The organism is Chryseobacterium sp. 2TAF14, from assembly GCF_052115105.1.
Taxonomy (GTDB): Bacteria; Bacteroidota; Bacteroidia; order Flavobacteriales; family Weeksellaceae; genus Chryseobacterium.
The window spans coordinates 19,635-39,294 of the sequence record NZ_JBFRGA010000009.1; the positions used below are offsets into that span (position 1 = coordinate 19,635).

15 protein-coding genes and 1 pseudogene are annotated in these 19,660 nt (G+C 33.4%); 8 read left to right on the plus strand and 8 right to left on the minus strand.

The features are described 5' to 3' along the window. The first annotated feature begins 59 nt into the window (after positions 1–59). Entirely contained in the window at positions 60–1,373 is a 1,314-nt protein-coding gene (locus tag AB4Y90_RS02395) for a polysaccharide deacetylase family protein (RefSeq protein WP_441555696.1), read from the plus strand. Here AB4Y90_RS02395 and AB4Y90_RS02400 read toward each other — a convergent pair. Next, entirely contained in the window at positions 1,370–2,449 is a 1,080-nt protein-coding gene (locus AB4Y90_RS02400; RefSeq protein ID WP_441555697.1) for a glycosyltransferase family 4 protein, read from the minus strand. The genes AB4Y90_RS02395 and AB4Y90_RS02400 overlap by 4 nt on opposite strands. Positions 2,450–2,511: 62 nt before the next feature. Between AB4Y90_RS02400 and AB4Y90_RS02405 the strand changes: the two genes are divergently transcribed. Next, positions 2,512–3,483: a glycosyltransferase family protein gene (locus tag AB4Y90_RS02405; RefSeq protein ID WP_441555699.1), complete on the plus strand. Its 972-nt coding sequence runs from the start codon at positions 2,512–2,514 to the stop codon at positions 3,481–3,483. Next, positions 3,480–4,670: a glycosyltransferase family 4 protein gene (locus tag AB4Y90_RS02410; protein WP_441555700.1), complete on the plus strand. Its 1,191-nt coding sequence runs from the start codon at positions 3,480–3,482 to the stop codon at positions 4,668–4,670. Before AB4Y90_RS02405 ends, AB4Y90_RS02410 begins: the two co-directional genes overlap by 4 nt. Positions 4,671–4,675: 5 nt before the next feature. Here AB4Y90_RS02410 and AB4Y90_RS02415 read toward each other — a convergent pair whose 3' ends face one another. The 5 genes from AB4Y90_RS02415 to AB4Y90_RS02435 all read right to left on the minus strand — a co-directional run bounded on the left by AB4Y90_RS02415 (position 4,676) and on the right by AB4Y90_RS02435 (position 8,869). Continuing rightward, on the minus strand, positions 4,676–5,524 hold the full coding sequence (locus AB4Y90_RS02415) for a glycosyltransferase family 2 protein (RefSeq protein WP_441555701.1): 849 nt from the start codon (positions 5,522–5,524) through the stop codon (positions 4,676–4,678). 42 nt (positions 5,525–5,566) lie between these two features. Continuing rightward, on the minus strand, positions 5,567–6,397 hold the full coding sequence (locus tag AB4Y90_RS02420) for a glycosyltransferase family 2 protein (protein WP_441555702.1): 831 nt from the start codon (positions 6,395–6,397) through the stop codon (positions 5,567–5,569). Further along, entirely contained in the window at positions 6,397–7,542 is a 1,146-nt protein-coding gene (locus tag AB4Y90_RS02425; RefSeq protein ID WP_441555704.1) for a glycosyltransferase family 4 protein, read from the minus strand. The genes AB4Y90_RS02420 and AB4Y90_RS02425 overlap by 1 nt, the downstream gene beginning before the upstream one ends. A 5-nt stretch (positions 7,543–7,547) precedes the next feature. Next, positions 7,548–8,459, minus strand: coding sequence for an FkbM family methyltransferase (locus tag AB4Y90_RS02430; protein ID WP_441555706.1), 912 nt, complete (start codon positions 8,457–8,459; stop codon positions 7,548–7,550). A 65-nt stretch (positions 8,460–8,524) separates the two neighbouring features. After that, positions 8,525–8,869 carry a phosphomannose isomerase type II C-terminal cupin domain gene (locus tag AB4Y90_RS02435; protein WP_066674759.1) on the minus strand — a complete coding sequence of 115 codons (345 nt, stop codon included), beginning with the start codon at positions 8,867–8,869 and terminating at the stop codon, positions 8,525–8,527. Between the two features lie 120 nt (positions 8,870–8,989). Between AB4Y90_RS02435 and gltX the strand changes: the two genes are divergently transcribed. Beyond that, the gene (gene gltX, locus AB4Y90_RS02440) at positions 8,990–10,498 is read left to right on the plus strand and encodes a glutamate--tRNA ligase (protein ID WP_441555707.1); all 1,509 of its coding nucleotides are present in this window, start codon (positions 8,990–8,992) and stop codon (positions 10,496–10,498) included. Between the two features lie 89 nt (positions 10,499–10,587). Next, a pseudogene (gene accA, locus AB4Y90_RS02445) lies at positions 10,588–11,274 on the plus strand (carboxyltransferase subunit alpha); the annotation flags it as partial. 53 nt (positions 11,275–11,327) lie between these two features. On the opposite strand, the gene AB4Y90_RS02450 reads toward accA, so the two are convergent. Continuing rightward, positions 11,328–11,582, minus strand: a complete 255-nt coding sequence (locus AB4Y90_RS02450) for a DUF6759 domain-containing protein (RefSeq protein WP_441555745.1) — start codon at positions 11,580–11,582, stop codon at positions 11,328–11,330. Then, complete coding sequence (locus tag AB4Y90_RS02455; protein ID WP_441555709.1) at positions 11,579–11,938, minus strand: hypothetical protein; 360 nt, start codon at positions 11,936–11,938, stop codon at positions 11,579–11,581. The genes AB4Y90_RS02450 and AB4Y90_RS02455 overlap by 4 nt, the downstream gene beginning before the upstream one ends. A gap of 144 nt (positions 11,939–12,082) precedes the next feature. On the opposite strand from AB4Y90_RS02455, the gene tsf reads away from it, so the two are divergent. The 3 genes from tsf (at position 12,083) to AB4Y90_RS02470 (ending at position 19,628) form a co-directional block, all read left to right on the plus strand. Then, positions 12,083–12,907: a translation elongation factor Ts gene (gene tsf / locus AB4Y90_RS02460; RefSeq protein WP_441555710.1), complete on the plus strand. Its 825-nt coding sequence runs from the start codon at positions 12,083–12,085 to the stop codon at positions 12,905–12,907. Positions 12,908–13,108: 201 nt separating this feature from the next. Next, the gene (locus AB4Y90_RS02465; RefSeq protein WP_441555712.1) at positions 13,109–16,447 is read left to right on the plus strand and encodes a gliding motility-associated C-terminal domain-containing protein; all 3,339 of its coding nucleotides are present in this window, start codon (positions 13,109–13,111) and stop codon (positions 16,445–16,447) included. Positions 16,448–16,829: 382 nt separating this feature from the next. Next, entirely contained in the window at positions 16,830–19,628 is a 2,799-nt protein-coding gene (locus AB4Y90_RS02470) for a gliding motility-associated C-terminal domain-containing protein (RefSeq protein ID WP_441555714.1), read from the plus strand. Positions 19,629–19,660: the final 32 nt, after the last annotated feature.

Below are 19,660 nucleotides of genomic sequence, written 5' to 3' on the forward strand. Positions count from 1 at the left end.
TTATCAAATATAAAATTCTGAAAATAAACTGTATTTTTGCATCAGTAAGTCACGAGTTTATGAAGCTTTCTGTAGCAATAATTACTTTTAACGAAGAAAGAATAATTGAAAAAAACCTCACCGCAGTTCACGATTTAGCTGACGAAATTATTATTGTTGACAGCTTTTCTAAAGACTGTACGCAGGAGATTTGCTCGAAATTTTCTAAAGTAAAATTTATACAGCACAAATTTCCGGGTTTCGGAAAGCAGAAAAATTTTGCTATTGAACAATGTCAATCTGAATGGATTCTGTTTTTAGATTCTGATGAAATTCCTGATGAAGAATTAAAAAAATCAATCCAAAAAACAACCTCAGAATCACAACCTGAATTTAACGTATATGATGTAGAATTCAACAATATTTTCTTAGGCGAAACACTGAAATACGGAGGTTGGGGAAATATAAAAAGAGAAAGGCTTTTCAAAAAAGGTCACGGTAAATATTCTGAAGACATCGTGCACGAAGCATTCATCACGACCGAAGCTAAAGGAAAACTGAAAGGAAAAATAAATCATTACACCTACAAAGATATTTATCACCACATCGAAAAATCTAACAAATACACTTCGATGATGGCAGAAAAGATGTATAAAAATGGTAAAAAATCCAACATCTTTAAAATTCTTTTCAAACCTATGTTTCAGTTTTTTAAATCCTATTTTTTACGTCTGGGATTTCTCGACGGTTTGGTGGGTTATTACGCAACTGTAGAAAATCTTGATCAACAGCTGATTTACATTAAAAAAAAATTCAACACCGTTTTTTTCAAAGATCTGGAAACTTCAAAATCTGTTGAAAATAAAATCATCTTAACCTTCGATGACGGATATTACAATAATTTGGAATATCTTCTTCCGTTACTGGAAAAGCATCAATTAAAGGCGACAATTTTCATTCCTACCGAATTAATTCAAAACAATCTGAATGAAAATAACAGGATATACATGAATTTTGATGAAATAAAATCGCTGAATCCTGATTTAGTGGAAATTGCTTTACACAGTCATTCTCACAAAAATTTTTCGCAAATGACATTATCCGAAGCAGAAACAGACCTTCTAAAAAACATTGAAGTTCTGGAGCAGAATAAGATCACTTTCACAAAAGTCCTTGCGTATCCTTATGGTAAATTTCCAAAAGACAAAGAAAGTAAAAAGAAGTTTTTTGAAATGCTCGACAGAATAGGCATTATCTCTGCGGTAAGAATCGGGAATAAAATTGCAGATTATCCTTTTAAAAAAAGATTTGAAGTCACACGTATCGATATTAAATATGGTGATTCTTTAAAAAAATTTAAACTAAAACTTAAGTTTGGTAAAACAAAGCTTTAATCAAGCAAATCCTGATACAATCGTTCATAAGATTCGGCCATGCTTTTATAACTGAATTTTGATGCTCTATCCTTTAATTTTGCACTGTACTCATCTTTATTAGCATTAAATTTTTCAATTCCCTCTTCATAAGTTTTCTTCATTAGTTCCGGCGAAAAATCTTTAAAATAAAAAGCCAGATCGCCGCCAATTTCCGGAAGACTTGTTAGATTGCTTAAAAAAACAGGCTTCCCGAAATGCATTGCTTCAACCGGAGGAATCCCAAAACCTTCTGCCAATGAAGGATGGCAATACGATTCGCATTGCTGAAGCAGGAAATATTTTTCGTTATTTTCTACATTTTCTAAAATGTGAACCTTTTTTTCTAAACCTAAATTTTTAACTTTTTCAAGAAACCTTTCTTTGTATTCAGATTTTGTAGAAGAAGTGATTAAAACAAGATCTCTTTCATTTTCTGCAATGAGATTAAGCAAAGCTTCCTGATTTTTCTTAGGGAAAAGAACCCCGATATTGAGAATGAATTTTCTGTTGATAAAATCATACTTTCTTTCTGAACTGAACTTTTCGTTTTCAGGTAAAACCAATCCATTATAAATCACCTCGATTTTTACATCGTTTTTTAGGGCAAACAAATGTTTATTTTTAAGAAAATCATTCTTTACAAACTCTGAAATACACACGATAGAATCTGCATTTCCGATATTTTTTTGCACAAGCTTCTTAGATTTTTCAATTTTTTTTGCAGAACTATTATCATGAAGAAAGTTTAGATCGTGCAATATAACTACTTTTTTCTGATCTGTTTTTTTAGAATGAAAATAATCTGATAATTGATGCGTAACATGAATTAATGAAAAAGATGACGTATTTATTTTAATTTTTTTTTGCCAGAACTTCCAGTTAATGACTTTAAAATCAGACTGAGTTGCTGGGATATTCTTCTCCGGACCATAAAGTGTATAATTGAAATGGCACAATTTTTCGTCTAATCCTCTGATTAATGAAACGCATACGTTTGCAATTCCGGATCTTGGATATTTAAGTCGTTCAACGTCTATAAGAATATTCTTTTTCATGAAAAACATGGGGTTTTGCCCAAAATTATAAATTTAAACTTTAAAATCTTTACTTTTGTTTTATGAAAATTTGTTTAATCAGTTTTGATTTCTGGCACTATGATGAACATATCGTAAATAAACTGAAAGAAAAAGGTGTAGAAGCTTACCACATTAACATCGGAGCTTTTACGCACAAAAATTTTGGGGCAAGGGTTAAGAATGCGATGAGCAAAGTTTTTATCGGAAAAAACCTGAAGCACGAGAAAAGACAAAACTTCATCATCGATTCTCTTAAAAAAATAGGAAAGCAGGATCAAATCTTGGTCATTAATCCTGAAGGAATTGAAGAACACGTGCATGAAGTGATCAGAAAATACACAGACCGCAATATTGCTTATTTATATGATAGCATGTCGAGAAATCCGGCTCATCATATTTTACATTTTTTTGATACCGTTTTCTCTTTTGATGATGAAGATGTGAAAGAATATGGATTCAAAAAAATAACCAATTACAATTATCTTAAATATTGCCCGGCTGAAAAGCAAAATCCGGCGCTCGATCTTTTTTACATTACCTCTTACGATACGCAGAGATTGCAGAAACTTAATATTTTAATCAATCAGATTGAAGATCTGAACATTAAATTTAAAACAATTGTTGCCGGAAAAAAAAGCTGGAAAAATAAGATTGCACAGATTGTTGATTCTAAAAATATCAACATCATTAAATTCAGAACCCGAAATATACCTCAGCAATCATTGCCTAAGATTTATAAAAACACGAAGGTAATTCTGGATCTTCAGCGTGATAATCAAATGGGGCTTAGTTTCCGTATTTTTGAGGCAATGGCTTTGGAGAAAAAGTTCATTACTGATAATCAAACAATTAAAAACTACGATTTTTATAATCCTGAAAATATTTTGATTCTCAATGAAGATTTCAGTAATATTGAAAAGTCTTTTTTTGAAACCGATTATCAAAAACTTCCGGATGAAATTTATTATAAATACACTTTGGATAATTGGGTGAAAAAAGTTTTTGACTTATGAAATCAGTTAAACATGTTTTGTTTATCACAAAGGAATTTGAATCTGAATTTCAACAAAATATTGGAGGAACTGGTGTTTTTTATAAAAACCTTACAGATGCCTTTATTGAAAAAAACATCTATGTTTCAGTTTTCGGATCTTCCAGAAAACCGTTTTCTATTAAAAATGATAAACTCTCTGTACTTTTTGTAAAAGATTATTTCAAAAAAAATAAATTTATGGAGCTATTACGTTCCGTAACCGGTAAAGTTTCCTTTTTGAAGAAACTACACTTTAAAATTTATGATTTAGAATTTAAATATTTAGAAAAAGAGTTAGCAAAATTTACAGAAAGCAAAAAAATTGATATTATTGAAACACATGACTGGGAAGGAATAAGCCGCATTGTGGAAAATTCGGGAATTCCATACGTTATTCGCTGTCATGGTTCCTGGTCTATTCTGCATAATTTCTTTGGATATGGCGCTGCAAAAGGCAAAATGTATAATGAAAAAAAAGCTTTTGAAAACTCTGATCATATTATTACCATTTCACACAATAACGAGAAGATGGTGCGACAAATCTTTGGTGAAAAAAATTACCATTTAATCTATAATGGAATAGACACTGATATTTTCAAGCCTCAAAAAGGTGTTCAGATTTTAGAGAAATCAATCTTTTATTTAGGAAATGTATCATCTGAAAAGGGAGCTGAAACTGCATTGAATGCATTTATTAAAGTAAACAAAACCGAACAGAACTCTACACTTCACTTTATTGGAAAAGAAACTGATCTTGTCAATCAATTAAAGGAAAAAATTTCACAGGAAAAGCTGGGACAAAAAGTTTATTTTCATGGTAAAAAAAACAGAAATGAAGTAATAGAGCTTATTTCTGAAGCAGAGGTTGTCATATTCCCTTCGAAAGGCGAAACGTTTGGCTTGGCTCTCGCAGAAGCTATGGCTCTGGAAAAACCAATAGTCTGCTCCAATTTGGAAGCTTTCAGAGAAATCGTTTCTGATAAAGAAAACGGACTCATTGCAAAATCTGAAGATGAGTTTGCCCATCATATATCTCAAATTTTTTCTGATCAATCATTTGCTGCACATTTAGCAAAAAAAGCAAGGAAAACAATAACAGAAAAGTTTTCGTCGCAAATTATGGTGCAAAAAACTCTGGAGTATTATACTGAAATAATTAACAAGTAAAAGGATTATTTGATCTTATGAAAAGCTTTCACTTCTTTTTTACCGGTAAAAGAATTCAATATATTTAAGAAGACTTTCAAAAGCTTCCACAAAAATGGATGATTTTTTTGAATATTTTGAATTTGCTGAATTCTACGAGAGCTCGCAAATTCAATTAATTTAATTTCATTTTCCAAATTGGGAAACAGTTCTTTATATACAGCTTGCTTTTCGTTATAAATCAGTTTTTCATTTTCAGAATTGCTTGAAATTCCAGAATTATCAAAATCACTGATTACTGTATCTATATGAAAATAGCTGGCTTTATTCACAATAATCGCTCTCAAAAAGAATTCCCAATCTGAGATTATCTTAAATTTCTCATTATAAAGCCCAATCTTCTGAAAAAGGCTTTTTTTAATAAAAGATGAAGGATGCGGAAGAAATGAATTTAAAAAATAAGTGAAATCTATATTTTTTGAAGGTACAAATAATGTTTGGGGAGTTTCGTTTAAACTGTAAATTAGATTACCGTAAATAATATCTGAATTATTTTCTAATAAAGGTAAAACTTTCGCTATGACATTCTCATCCGCAAGTTTGTCACCACTATTCAGAAATAGCAAATAATCACCACTTGCCATTCCAATGCCTTTATTCATTGCATTATAAACACCTGAATCTGGTTCGCTGATCCATTTATTGATATAATTTTTATTTTTTTCAATTATATCTTTACTTTCATCGGTGCTGTTTCCGTCTACGACAACATATTCAAAATTTTTAGAATTCTGATTAATAATACTTTTCAAGGTTCTTTCTAAACCTTTAGCATTATTATAATTTATGGTAATTATAGACAGTTTACAGCTCACTTTTTTAAATTTGAGTTTGAACAAAATTGATTATTCAAGAAATCAATCTTTTTTCATTTTGAATTTTCGTAAAAATAATAAGACCAAACTAATCATCCATTTTAAAATTCTCCAGGCTACAGGAAATTTTTTAATGTGCATTACCTGTTGAATTCTTTTAATTCTTGCTTCCTGACTGAATTTTAAATCATCAAGAAACGCAGAAAAATATTTATTTAAAGTAATCTCTCTTTCTGAATGATAAATGGATAAATTTTCTGGTTTTGCAGAAATTCCCGAAAAATCATAATAACAAATAGTTTCTCCCAAATGTTTATATGTCGCATTATACAAACATATGGCAACAATAAAAAATTCCCAGTCTGCACTGATTTTATAATCTTCATTGTAAAAGAAAAAATCGTGGAAAAGATTTCTTTTTATAAAAGCAGCCTGATGATTGATTCCCCCCGAATAAAAGAAGCTAAATGTTAATTTTTTCGGCGGAACTTCTACTCTTCTATATCCTGTATCATTAAAATAGACTGAGTCGCCATATAAAATATCAATATCAGAATTAAGCTGCTTTTGTACTTTTTCTAATACATTATCATCATAGAAAAAATCACCACTGTTCATAAAAATGATGTAATCACCGGAAGCTTTTCTAATACCTTTATTCATTGCATTATACACTCCGGAATCTTTTTCACTCACCCAATGATTGACTTTAGGATTTTTTTCAATTAATTCTTTTCCGCCATCTGTACTTCCGCCATCAATTACAATATATTCAAAATCTGACCATGTCTGATTACTGATAGATTCAAAAGTCTTAGCAAGACCTTCTTTATTATTAAAATTAATGGTTATAATAGTTAACTTTATACTCATTATGAATGTTCTCCTTTTAAATTATTTCCTGCTGCATCCATGTAAACCTGCAAGCATTGTTCCGCTGCATCCTTCCAATCAAACTTCTTCACGTGTTGCAATCCTTTTTCAGCATGCTCTTTTCTAAGATTATCATCAGACAATAGCATCTGTATCTTTTCACGAAGGCTTTCTTCAGAATCAGAATCAAAATAAATTCCGGCATTACCCGCTACTTCCGGGAAAGATCCGTGTTTCGACAATATAATCGGGCAACCACAAGCCATGGATTCTAAAACGGGAATTCCAAAACCTTCGTATAAAGATGGAAAAACGAAACATTTTGCATTTTGATAATAATGTCCTAATTCTTCTTCTTTAAAGTACCGTTGAATTACTTGTTTTTCTATACCTAATTCCTTGATAAATGTCGTTTCTTCGTCACTAAACTCTCCTCCTCCGGCTGCAATCAGCATTAAATCAGGATTATTTTTCAACAAGGGCGCTGCTGATTTTACTAAAAATTCAAAGTTTTTGTAATTAGGTCTGGCTCCAACATATAAAATATAATTCTTTGGCAAATCAACTTTTACTGTCGGATCAATTTTTATTGAACTGCCGTGATAAATTACAACAATTTTATCAGGGTCGATTTGAGGATAAACTTTAATAATATCTTTCTTTGTATTATTTGAAACCGCAATTATTTTAGTAGCTTTTTCCAGCAATTGCAGTTTACGTTCAACAACTTTAAAAGAGTCATTTACAAAATATTGTGGAAACAATTCGTGAATCATATCATAAACCGTTAAAACATATGGTTTATCATTAATTTTATCTAAAAAATATGGATGATAATATGTTGGAACAAATACATCATAATCATTATCTTCAAAAGCCTTAATGAGTAGTTTTTCAGAATTTTTTCTTCTTAAAGATCTTGTACTTATTTTGAAAAATGCCAAAACATTATATAATAAATTTAACCCTTTATTCTCAACAAGCAAATCTGTTTTTTTAATGTAAGCATTATCTGATCTATAAATTGGTAAAACAATTTCTACATTTTTTTTCTTTTTAAGAATTGAAAAAATCTCAGTATAATATCTTGAAATCCCTCCATAGGTTTGCTGATCAAAGATCTGTGGATCTAAAAGTATCTTCATATATCCTAAATATAAAATTCCGAGATTTTATCTTCTGTAAATTCTTTCTCTTGTTCACTGTAAGCTAATACATCAAAATAGAAAATGGTAGAATAATGATTTTTCACCTGTGATCTTATTACATACTTATTCAGTGTAATGATATCATCCACAGAACTGGTAGTCATCACATACGTTCCAAAATTATCAAACAGGCTGAATTGAGTATATCCTTTTTCTTTGAGTTTTATGATCGCATTGATATAATTTTCACTCATTTCTTCCCTTTGTAGAGTTTTACCAGCGTCATTGTTAAGGAAAGTCTGCATCTCAAAAAATATAAATCTTGGATTATACATTTTTTCACTATTCTCCGCGAACGAATTAATAACATCCCAATCAAAACCATCAGTATCGATTTTTAACATATCAAAACTTTTGTATTTTTCTGACGGAACTAAATTCATTAATTCAGAAAAAGAAATTGTGTTATCAACATCTTCAGAAGTGCTAATATTTATTGATCCAGTGGATGAAGTTTTATCTTTTTCAATAATAAAAGAACCTTTTTTCGTTGAAATAAATTTCTGCACTCCAAAAAAACGGTCGGTTAGATGATTAATTTCAATAGTTTGTATACAATGATTAAAGAAATCTTTATCAGGTTCCACTCCTACGATAAAACAGTTATCATTTTGGCTAAAAATTGCAATGCTTGTATCTCCGATATTAGCACCGATATCAATGATTAAACCGTCAAAGAAACTGCAGAAATATGGTAAAAAACGGTCATACAGCGGAAATTGTGCCTGATATTTTTCAATCATATGATTATTTTTCAGAAGCATTTTATATTTTCCGACATGGTATTCAGTAATCACCTCTTCTTCAATCTGAGATTCTGCATACTTTTTTTTACCAAATAAATTCAATTTCATAAGAATAGGTTATTAGCTATAAAAAACAATCTTAAAATTTATATGTTCTCAATATTATGATAAAACTAGCTCCTATCATATTCATCATCCAGCCTCACAATATCGTCCTCACCAAAATAAGTTCCGGTTTGTACTTCTATGAAAACAACAGGTTTTTCGGAAAGATTCATGATTCTGTGTTTGGCTCCTAAAGGAATGAAAATACTTTCGCCGTAAGACAGTTTTATTTCTTTATCATCCAGAATTATGGTAGCATCACCTTCAATGATCGTCCATTGTTCCTGTCTTTTGTGGTGATATTGGTATGACAATTTTTGCCCCGGATTTACTTCTATTCTTTTCAGTTTATAATTGGGTTCGTCTGCCAATACATAATATTTTCCCCAAGGTCTTTCGCCGATTTCTAGCATAATTGATGAATTCTAAATTTATACAAATGTAAATATTAAGATTAAAAATCCCAATATAGAAAACATTAAACATCATTAAACATTTAATTTTTAAGTAAATTTGCAAAAATTTTATTTAAAATGGAGAAAGTAAGAGTCCGTTTTGCACCAAGTCCTACAGGACCTTTGCATTTGGGAGGCGTAAGAACCGCATTGTATGATTATCTTTTTGCTAAAAATCAGGGTGGCGAGTTTGTATTGAGAATAGAAGATACAGATACCGCAAGATACGTTGAAGGAGCCGAAGAATACATTGAGGAAGCTTTGGAATGGTGCGGAATTAYTCCCGATGAAAGTCCTAAAAAAGGTGGGAAATTTGCTCCATACAGACAATCTGAAAGAAGAGATATTTACGATAAATATACAGAGCAGATCCTTAAAACAGATTATGCATACATTGCTTTCGACACTGCGGAAGAATTAGACGCAATCCGTGCTGAATACGAAGCTAAAGGAGATGTTTTCTCTTACGACAATAAAACAAGAAACCGTTTAAGAAACAGTCTTGCACTTTCTGAAGAGGAAGTTCAAAGGTTGTTGGATGCAAAAACACCTTACGTTGTAAGATTTAAAATGCCTGTTGACAGAACTCTAGGTTTGGTAGATATCATCAGAGGAAATTCTGCGGTAAATACAGATACTTTAGACGATAAAGTTTTAGTAAAAAACGACGGAATGCCTACTTATCATTTCGCTAATATCATCGATGATCACGAGATGGAAATTTCTCACGTTATTCGTGGTGAAGAATGGTTGCCTTCTTTAGGTTTGCATACTTTATTATACGAAGCAATGGGTTGGGAAGCGCCTCAGTTTGCTCACCTTTCTTTAATTTTAAAACCTGAAGGTAAAGGAAAATTAAGCRAAAGAGATGGCGATAAATTCGGATTTCCGGTATTTCCATTAAACTTTACAGATCCTGCAACGGGAAATGTTTCTAAAGGATACAGAGAAAGTGGCTATTTACCGGAAGCTTTTATCAATATGGTAGCGCTTTTAGGTTGGTCTCCTGCAGATGATAAAGAGATTTTATCATTGGATGAAATGGTAAATGAATTTGATTTGCATAAAGTTCATAAAGCCGGAGCAAGATTCAGCAAAGAAAAAGCAGAATGGTTTAATCATCAATATATTCAAAAAACGTCTGATGAAGAATTGATGAATATTCTTAAAAATTCAGATTTAAATTTAAATATCGATGATGAAAAATTGTTGAAAATCATTCATCTGATGAAAGAAAGAGCAACTTTCCCGAAAGATATTTACGAAAACGGAAAATTTTTCTTTGAAGCACCTACTTCTTACGACGAGAAAGCATCAAAAAAAGCTTGGAATGACGAAACTTCAAATCTTTTGACTGAATTTTCTGTCACGCTGAGCGCAGTCGAAGCGTTTACTGCTGAAAACATCAAACAAAGCTTACACGATTTTGCTGAAAGCAAGGGCTTAGGAATGGGTAAAATAATGATGCCATTACGTTTAGCATTGGTAGGAGAATTGAAAGGACCAGATGTTCCGGACATCGTAGAACTCATTGGTAAAGAGGAAACTACCCTCCGAATAAGTAATGCAGTGAATAATTTTAAATAGATWTATCATATTTTTCATACATTTGAAAGATTTAATTTACTTCAAGAATGGAATATTTAAGTTTCGAACTTCCTATAAAAGAACTGATGAATTTTGCAGATGATCCTGCATTGATTGGTGGTTTAGCAACTCTTGATGGTCAGAAAATAATGATTATCGGAACCCAAAAAGGAAGAACTACTAAAGAAAGACAATACAGAAGATTTGGAATGCCAAATCCTGAAGGATACAGAAAAGCTTTAAGACTCATGAAGCTTGCTGAAAAATTCAGAATTCCTGTTGTAACTTTGGTTGATACACCGGGAGCTTACCCAGGTTTGGAAGCTGAAGAAAGAGGACAAGGTGAAGCGATTGCAAGAAATATTTTCGAAATGACCATGCTTAAAACTCCTATTTTCACTTACATTATCGGTGAAGGAGCAAGTGGCGGAGCATTAGGAATTGGTGTTGGTAACAAAGTGTATATGCTGGAAAATACTTGGTACACTGTAATTGCGCCGGAAAGCTGCTCTTCAATTCTTTGGAGAAACTGGGATCATAAAGAAGATGCCGCAAACGCATTGAATCTTACCCCGAAAGATGCATTGAGAGAAAAATTCATCGACGGAATTATAGAAGAACCACTTGGTGGAGCTCATTACGACCCGGAAGTTGCTTATTTAAATTTAAAAGCTTCTATTTTACAAAACATAAAAGCTTTCTCTAAATTTACAGGTAAGGAACTGGAGACCCACAGACAAGACAAATTTATTGCAATGGGGCAATTTAAAGGATAAAAAAAACGGTTAAGAAAAAAATTCTTAACCGTTTTTTGTTTTTGTAATTAAATTTACTCTGCAACATTCAGCTGAATTTCAATATCTCTTGTTACTTTTTTCAAAGAAGAATATTTAGCATCACAAACGGATKTCGTCAAAACATAATCACCTTTTTCTACCATAACAAAATTTTGCCCGTTTGCAGGCACATCAAGATTATAATATTTTTTACCGCTTATTTTTACAATCAGCCTGCACTTTGATTTGTTTTTGATATTGATATAAGCTTCATTATCATTAGGATCGTTATTGAAAAGATGAGTCAGGTAGCTGTCTTGGTATTTGAAGCCAGATTTTTACCTTTATTAAGCTCGTTATTGCTTACGATTTTTTCAATTTTATTTTTGCTTAAAGGTTTTATGGTAGGTTTTGCTTCTATGGAATTATCTGCCATAATCATCTCGATAAGTTTCCTTTTCAGCTTATCGTTTTTTTCGTGTCCCGGATTTTGTTTGATAAAACCTGCTATAATTCTTGCTTCGGCAGTAGACTCTGCTTCTTCAAGAGTATAAATGATAACCGTTTCTTTTTCTGCAACAACTTTGGCTTTGGCTTTTTTCTTCTTTTGAGCAACGCCCAGACTGAAAATAGACAAGAATATGATTAGAAATAGTTTTTTCATGTAAAATCTTTAAAAATTTATTAAATAAATACTATAACGTCAAAAGTCATTTTTTAGTTTATCATTAAAATCATTATCTTTGCACTGCTCAAAAATAAACTATTAAAGTTAATTATAATTTTAAATAAAAAAATAACAAATATTATGTCTTATTCACCAGCTGCTGCAGACGTAGCAAAATTAAGAAACCAAACAGGTGCAGGTATGATGGACTGCAAGAAAGCTCTAGTTGAAGCAGAAGGAGACTTCGAAAAAGCAGTAGATATCCTTAGAAAAAAAGGACAAAAAGTTGCTGCAAACAGAGCTGACAGAGATTCTTCTGAAGGTGCAGTAATCGCAAGAGTAAACGAAGATAATACTTTAGGTGTTATTATTTCTTTAAACTGCGAAACTGACTTCGTTGCTAAAAACGAAGCGTTCATCGAGTTGGCTTACGAATTGGCTGAAATGGCTATTTTCGCTGCTACTAAAGAAGAATTATTGGCTACAGATTTCCACGGAATGACGGTTGCTGATAAATTGATCGAGCAAACAGGAGTTATCGGTGAGAAAATCGAGATCGGTGCATTCGAAAGAATTACAGGACCTTTCTTAGGAGCTTACATCCACGCTGGAAACAAGATTGCTGCAATCACTGCACTTTCTGCTAAAGTAGAAGGAGCTGACGAAGCTGCTAAAGCTGTTTCTATGCAGGCTGCTGCAATGAATCCAATCGCTCTTGATGAGAATGCTGTTTCTCAGGAAACTATCGATAAAGAATTGGAAATCGAAAGACACAAACTTACTGAAGAAGGTAAGCCTGCAAACATTATCGATAACATTTTGAAAGGTAAAATGCAGAGATTCTACAAAGACAATACTTTGGTACACCAGGATTTCATTAAAGACAATTCTGTTTCTGTTGCTGATTATGTAAAATCTGTAAACGGAGATCTTAAAGTAACAGGATTTGTAAGAGTTAGCTTATAATAGCTTTTCAAATTTAAAAATACCAATCCCGATGATTTTTTCATCGGGATTTTTTTTGCTGTAATTTCAGATTACAATATTAACAAAATATGAAGCCTGTTTTAAGTTTTCCACATTTTAGCAAATATTAAAAAAGTGTTAAAAAAATACTGTAAAAAATTGATTATTAATGCTTAAATTTGTCGCCCCTAAAACTGAGGCATGAAAAGATTTCTACTTATTATCTGTACATTTTGGTGTTTTATCCTTAATGCTCAACTCGATACTGAGCACTGGTTTGCTCCTATGGCTGCAAAAGCAGGAACCGGTGGTCTTGAAGGATATTTATATCTATCAACCGATGAAGCTGTACCTTTCACAGTACAGATTTTCAACAACAATACACTTTACACCACTGCTCAGGTAAGTAAAAACAATCCGGCACAGGTAATTATTCCCAACGATTTTTTGATCGCCTCTTCTCAAAACCAATTGTTTACACCAAATAACATGGGATTGAATGTGAAAGGTCCTAAAAAATTCTTTGCCAATTACAGATTTGCAATGACCAATCATGCTGAGATTTTAACATCGAAAGGAGCAGCAGGTTTAGGAACAACATTTTACGCAGGATTAGCTCCTATTTCGGGATCCGAAAACCATATGAATGCTACAATCGGGGTTACTGCAACCGAAGACAATACGGTCGTTACGATTTCCGGCTACAATCCGGGTATTACTTTTTCAGACGGAGTATCTTCTCCTACAAGAACATTTACGCTTAATAAAGGCAAATCTTATATTTTAGATGTGGTAAGCTCGTGGTCTAATGCCAATAAAACAGGATTGGTAGGAGCAAAAATTGTTGCCACAAAAGCAATTTCTGTTACCAACGGAAACTTTAACGCAGCTTATACTTCGCAGAACCTTACCAACAATGATATTTTGATGGATCAGGCGGTTCCTGTGGATCGTTTAGGAAAAGATTTTGTGGTTGTAAAAGGAAACGGAACCGTAAATTCTCAAATGGAAACCGCTTTGATTATTGCTACAGAAAACAATACCCAGATCACCTTTAACGGAACCGGAGCGACAACAACTCTTAATGAAGGACAATATTATTTAGTCCCAAGCGCAAGATACCAAAACCAGGGAAATGGTCATTATAATATGAATATTTCTTCTACTAAAAACATCTACGTTTATCAGCTTCTTTCCGGTGCTACCAACGGAAACGAATATGCTTCCGGAGGAATGAATTTCATCCCGCCTTTAAGCTGTTTTATGCCTAATAAAATTGATGAAATAGGATTTATCAACAGAATCGGAGGACAAACTTTTGCTACAAGATTAAATATTATTACGCAGACCGGAGCGACTGTAACCTTAAACGGAAATGCAATTGCTGCAGGAAACGGACCATATCCTGTAACGGGAAACCCGAATTGGGTAAGCTACTCTGTTCAAAATGTTACAGGAAATATCACATTAAACTCTACAAAAGCAATGACGGCTGGAATTGCGGCAGGAAGCGGCGCTGTAGGATACGGAGGATATTTTGCAGGGTTTTCATCTGTTCCGGCAATTACAAAAACCGGCGATTGCTACGCAGGAATTCTTTTGCAGGTTGATAATAATTATGATTCTTACCAATGGTACTTAAACGGAGTTGCCATTCCCGGAGCAACAACTTTCTCAATAAACCCAGAATTATACGGAGCGGGAGCTTATACTTGCTCGGTAACCAAAAATAATTGCGAAACAAAACTGACTGCGGTATATAATTACACGCTTTGTCCGCCAATTTCAACAACAACTTATACAATCGGGTCTTGTAATACTAAAGTGATTACTCCTGCTTTTACCAATTCTACACAAACGATTGTACCTGCACTTACTACAATTATTTCTCAGCCAGCCAACGGAACTGTAACGGTAAACCCAACAGGACAGATTACTTACACGCCAAATGCGACGACTGTTAACATGACTGATTCGTTTATTTATTATATTCAAGGAAACGGAAACCCTTTTGCTTTTGAATATTTTAAAATCATTATCAATACGGATGTTCTTCAGGTAAACAATGCAACATTAACAGCATGCAGCAACGCTACAGGAAACGGAACTTATAATTTAACAACAGCAAACGTTACTACCGCTCCCGGAGCTACGATTACCTATTTTACAAATGCAAATTTAACTGGGCAAATTGCTGCTCCTACAACATATTCAGGACCTGCAGGAATTATTTATGCCAATGTAACCTCAGCTTACGGATGTACAAAAGTGGCACAGATTACTTTAACGGTTAATCCTTCCCCGAATATTAATACTGCAAATTACAATGCTGTACTTTGTGATGATAATTTTGATGGAAATATTAATGTAAATTTTACAACGATTACTCCTCAAATTGTAACAAATTCTGGAAATTTTACGGTAAGATATTATTTAAATCAAACCGATGCCAATGCCGGAAACAACAACACCCTTCCTGCAAACTGGATTTACAATACAAACACCATCGTTTACGTACGAGTAGACGGATCGAGCACGACTTGTCCTTCATCTTTCGGACAGATTGAGTTTAATATCGGTAATAAAATCACATTATTGGCTTCAAACATAAATACAGAAGTTTGTGACAATGATTTAAGCGGCACTCAAAATGTCAATCTTAATGACTATAAAAACCAATTTACTGCAGATCCTGCCGTAAATTTAACTTTCCATGCAACATTGGCAGATGCACAATCTGGAATCAACGGATTAGCTGCCAATCAGATAATTACCACAGCAACAACTTTTTATATCAGATTCACCAGTGGTAACGGATGTCCAAATACAGCCACATTAAAGGTAAGTTTAAAATCTCCGAAAAAATCTGATGTTTTGAAAGATCAGGTGATCTGCTCAAATGACAAAGCCGTTTTGAATGCCGGAGACGGTTTCACTTCTTATTTGTGGAGTACGGGAGCTACTACTTCTGCAATTACAGCCGGCGTAGGAACTTACTATGTAGATTTAGGATTTAACGGATGTGTTTACAGACAAAGTGTAACAGTAACCGCAGCAGAGGCTCCTACAGTTACCAGCATTATCGTTACAGGAACTACCGCAACAATAAACGTTACAGGAGGAACTGCGCCCTACCAATATTCATTAAACGGCTCTGATTATCAGAACTCTAATGTATTTACCGGTTTAACGAGAGGCCCGTACAAAGTTTATGTAATTGGCAGAGATGGTTGCCAACCTGTAATTAAAGATTTTTTAATTTTAAATTTAATCAATACCATTACTCCAAACGGAGATGGAAGAAATGATGCTTTAGACTATTCAGATTTAAAAATAAAACAACAGGTAAGCATTGAAGTGGTTGACCGTTACGGCGCAGCTGTTTACAAATCTTCCGGTAACAATTACAAATGGGACGGAAGATCCGGCGGAAGAAGTCTTTCGACAGGAACATACTGGTATATCATTAAATGGATTGAGCCCGACACAAAATTGCCGGTTTCTCACTCGGGATGGCTATTAATAAAGAATAGAGATTAGATTTTTTAGTTTTGTTATGAAAAAATGCTGATCCTAATAATTTAAAGTAATCCTTATCCCTAACTTAATTTATATTAAAAAATCATTAAGAATGGATAATTAGATTCAATAAAATTTAAGAGAGAATATTTTAAGTTCTCTCTTTTTTATTTATGAGCTAAGAATAATCAATTTAATTGGTAAAAATAATTTCAACAATTCATAATTTCAACCAATTAAATTTGCATTAGCTATAGAATCAAGAATAAATTTTAAATTTTATTTATAATTTATTAACAATATATTAAATATTATTTTAATTTTGTAGAAATCCTAATTCCATATTTTATGAAAAGATTTCTATTAAGTTTCGTATTACTTTTTACAACATTTACATCTTTGTTTGCACAAAGAGATACGGAGCATTGGATATGTAATTACTAAAGGTGTATATCTGCAAGGAAGCAAGCCGTTCTACTGTACGCTAAGAATGGGTCAGTTTTCACATGGCGAGATTGTGACCAGTAAAGGTAAAGCTGGTCTCGGGAAAGAATTTTACGTAGCTAATACACCATCAAATTCAACATCAAATAACTTTACTGCCGGAGTTATGGCAACAGAAAATAACACTGTTGTAACTGCTACCTGGAACGGAATCGTTAATTTTTTTGGAGGTACACCCACCGGAAACACCACCACTTTTACTTTAAATAAAGGGCAATCATTCATATTTGCAGGAAATACCTCACCAACAGCTCCGTTCATGGGAGCAAAAATTGTTTCTGATAAGCCAATTACTCTTACCAACGGAAATGTGAACGGAAATTTTGGACTTGGTGCAAGTGTTGGTTCAGATGCTGTTTTAGATCAATCTGTTCCTGTAGAAAGACTAGGAAGTACTTTTGCTATGGTAAGAACGAAGTCTACAGCATCAGATTTAGAAGGCGGAATCGTAATTGCCACTGAAAATAATACAGACATATTTTTAAACGGTGCAGGTGCACCTGTAGCTACAATTAACCAAGGCCAATGGTATAGAATTCCTGGAAGCGCTTATCAGTTGCAGGGAACTAATAACCATTATAATATGTTGGTTACTACATCAAAAAATGCATATTTATATCAATTAGTATCTGTAAATGATAGCAATGCAACTTGCGGATTCAACTATATACCCCCATTAAACTGTTTTTTACCAAGAAAAATTGATGAAATTGGCAAAATCAATGAGATGCCTGGTTATACAGGAACAATCAATCTAAAATTAAATATCTTAACAGAAGCAGGAGCTACAGTTACAGTAAACGGGGTTGCACCTACGGCAGCTCAAGGACCTTACCCACTTACAGGAAATACGGCTTGGGTAACGTATGCTGTTGAAGGATTGCCTAATAATTTAACAATTGAATCTAATAAAGCTGTAACAGCCGGTATTAACGGAGGTTACGAAACCGCAGGTTATGGTGGATATTTTGCAGGATTCTCTTCAATTCCTGTAATTGCAAAACAGACCGGTGAATGTATTCCGGGAATTATTTTAGAGGTTGACGACGGTTATGAAACCTACCAATGGTTTTTAAATAATGCACCAATTGCCGGGGCAACTACTCACACGATTACTCCTACCGTTGCAGGAAACTATACCGTAAAAGTAACGATGGGAACCTGTCCGCCAGTGACAACTCCAATTTACAAAGTATTTGCTTGTCTGGCGCAAACTACAGAAAATATAAACATCTGTGGTACAAAAGCAATTGTTCCTGAGTTTACAAACTCTACTCAGACACCGGTTCCAGGTACAGTTCAGATTATTACACAGCCAACAAACGGAACTGCAACACTTAACCCTTCTACCGGAGTGATAACCTATATTCCAAATGCAGGATATTTAGGACCAGATAAGATTGTTTATAAATTCTGCGGTAATGCAACTGAATTTATAGATTGCGAACAGGTAACTTTAAATTTAAATGTGGTTCCTTTTGTACTTACAGACAGAACGATCTATGCTTGCCAATATGCTGGTAACGGATTCTTTGATTTAACGACAGCAAATGTAACAGACAATGCTGTTCCAACAACAAAAAAATTCTATCCAACTCTGGCAGATTTAAATGCAAATACTAATCAGATTACTAACCCAACGAATTATTTCTCAGGATTAGGCTCAGTATATGTAAGAGTTACAACAGCAGAAGGCTGTGTAGGAAATGCTAAAATTACATTAGATTTCTTCCCTACTCCGGTAGTTAAAGAAGCAACTTTAACAGAATGCTTTATAGAAAATGACGAAACAAGAGGAAGATTTAATCTTGTAAGCGCAGATGTAACAGCAGAAGCACCGGTTACAAAAAAATTCTACCCAACTTCTACTGACGCAAGTAACGGAACCAATGAAATTGTAGGAGTTGATGCTTATGTTTCTGGAAACGGCGCTGTATATACAAGAGTATTCAACTCAAACGGTTGTTATGCGATTGCTAAAATCAACCTGAAAGTAACTCCTCCGAAAAGATCTCCATTATTGGTAGATAAATACATTTGTATTGATGACAAGACAACTCTGGATGCAGGTCCCGGATATCAATCTTACCGTTGGAGTACTGGTGCAACTACACAAACCATCCAAGGAGTAACAGTAGGCGATTATTGGGTAATTCTTCAGGATTCAGGATGTTCTGTGAAGCAGTTTGTGAGCGTGAAGAAAGCACAGGATCCTGTCATCACTTCGGTTGAAATATCTAATAATACAGCTACAGTAATCGTAACCGGAGGAATAGCTCCATATCAGTTCTCAGTAGACGGCATAACTGCATGGCAAGATTCTAATGTATTTACCAATCTTACAAGAGGACAGCATACATTCTACGTAAAAGATTCTTTCAACTGTACCCCGATTTCTGTGGAGGTTACCGTACCAAATTTGGTAAATGCAATTACCCCTAATGGAGATAATGTAAATGATTACCTGGATTACAGAGAGCTTGCGTATAAGGATAATCTTATTTTTGTAATTTATGACAGATACGGGAATAAAATATTCACAGGTGATAAGTCTAATAATTACAGATGGGACGGAACTCAATCTAATAAAAAGATCTTAACAGGAACTTATTGGTATCATATTAACTGGAATGAGCCAAATGAAGCAAAAACTCCAATTAAATACACCGGTTGGATTCTTGTTAAAAACAGAGAATAAAAGAATATCTTTTTTAATATTAAGCCACAACT

What these genes read in the sequence shown, in the direction of transcription:
- AB4Y90_RS02395 (WP_441555696.1), top strand. Translation starts at nt 60, where the DNA reads ATGAAGCTTTCTGTAGCAATAATTACTTTTAACGAAGAAAGAATAATT.
- AB4Y90_RS02465 (WP_441555712.1), top strand. Translation starts at nt 13,109, where the DNA reads ATGAAAAGATTTCTACTTATTATCTGTACATTTTGGTGTTTTATCCTT.
- tsf (WP_441555710.1), top strand. Translation starts at nt 12,083, where the DNA reads ATGTCTTATTCACCAGCTGCTGCAGACGTAGCAAAATTAAGAAACCAA.
- AB4Y90_RS02420 (WP_441555702.1), bottom strand. Translation starts at nt 6,397, where the DNA reads ATGAGTATAAAGTTAACTATTATAACCATTAATTTTAATAATAAAGAA.
- AB4Y90_RS02435 (WP_066674759.1), bottom strand. Translation starts at nt 8,869, where the DNA reads ATGCTAGAAATCGGCGAAAGACCTTGGGGAAAATATTATGTATTGGCA.
- AB4Y90_RS02425 (WP_441555704.1), bottom strand. Translation starts at nt 7,542, where the DNA reads ATGAAGATACTTTTAGATCCACAGATCTTTGATCAGCAAACCTATGGA.
- AB4Y90_RS02410 (WP_441555700.1), top strand. Translation starts at nt 3,480, where the DNA reads ATGAAATCAGTTAAACATGTTTTGTTTATCACAAAGGAATTTGAATCT.
- AB4Y90_RS02455 (WP_441555709.1), bottom strand. Translation starts at nt 11,938, where the DNA reads ATGAAAAAACTATTTCTAATCATATTCTTGTCTATTTTCAGTCTGGGC.
- AB4Y90_RS02405 (WP_441555699.1), top strand. Translation starts at nt 2,512, where the DNA reads ATGAAAATTTGTTTAATCAGTTTTGATTTCTGGCACTATGATGAACAT.
- AB4Y90_RS02400 (WP_441555697.1), bottom strand. Translation starts at nt 2,449, where the DNA reads ATGAAAAAGAATATTCTTATAGACGTTGAACGACTTAAATATCCAAGA.
- AB4Y90_RS02430 (WP_441555706.1), bottom strand. Translation starts at nt 8,459, where the DNA reads ATGAAATTGAATTTATTTGGTAAAAAAAAGTATGCAGAATCTCAGATT.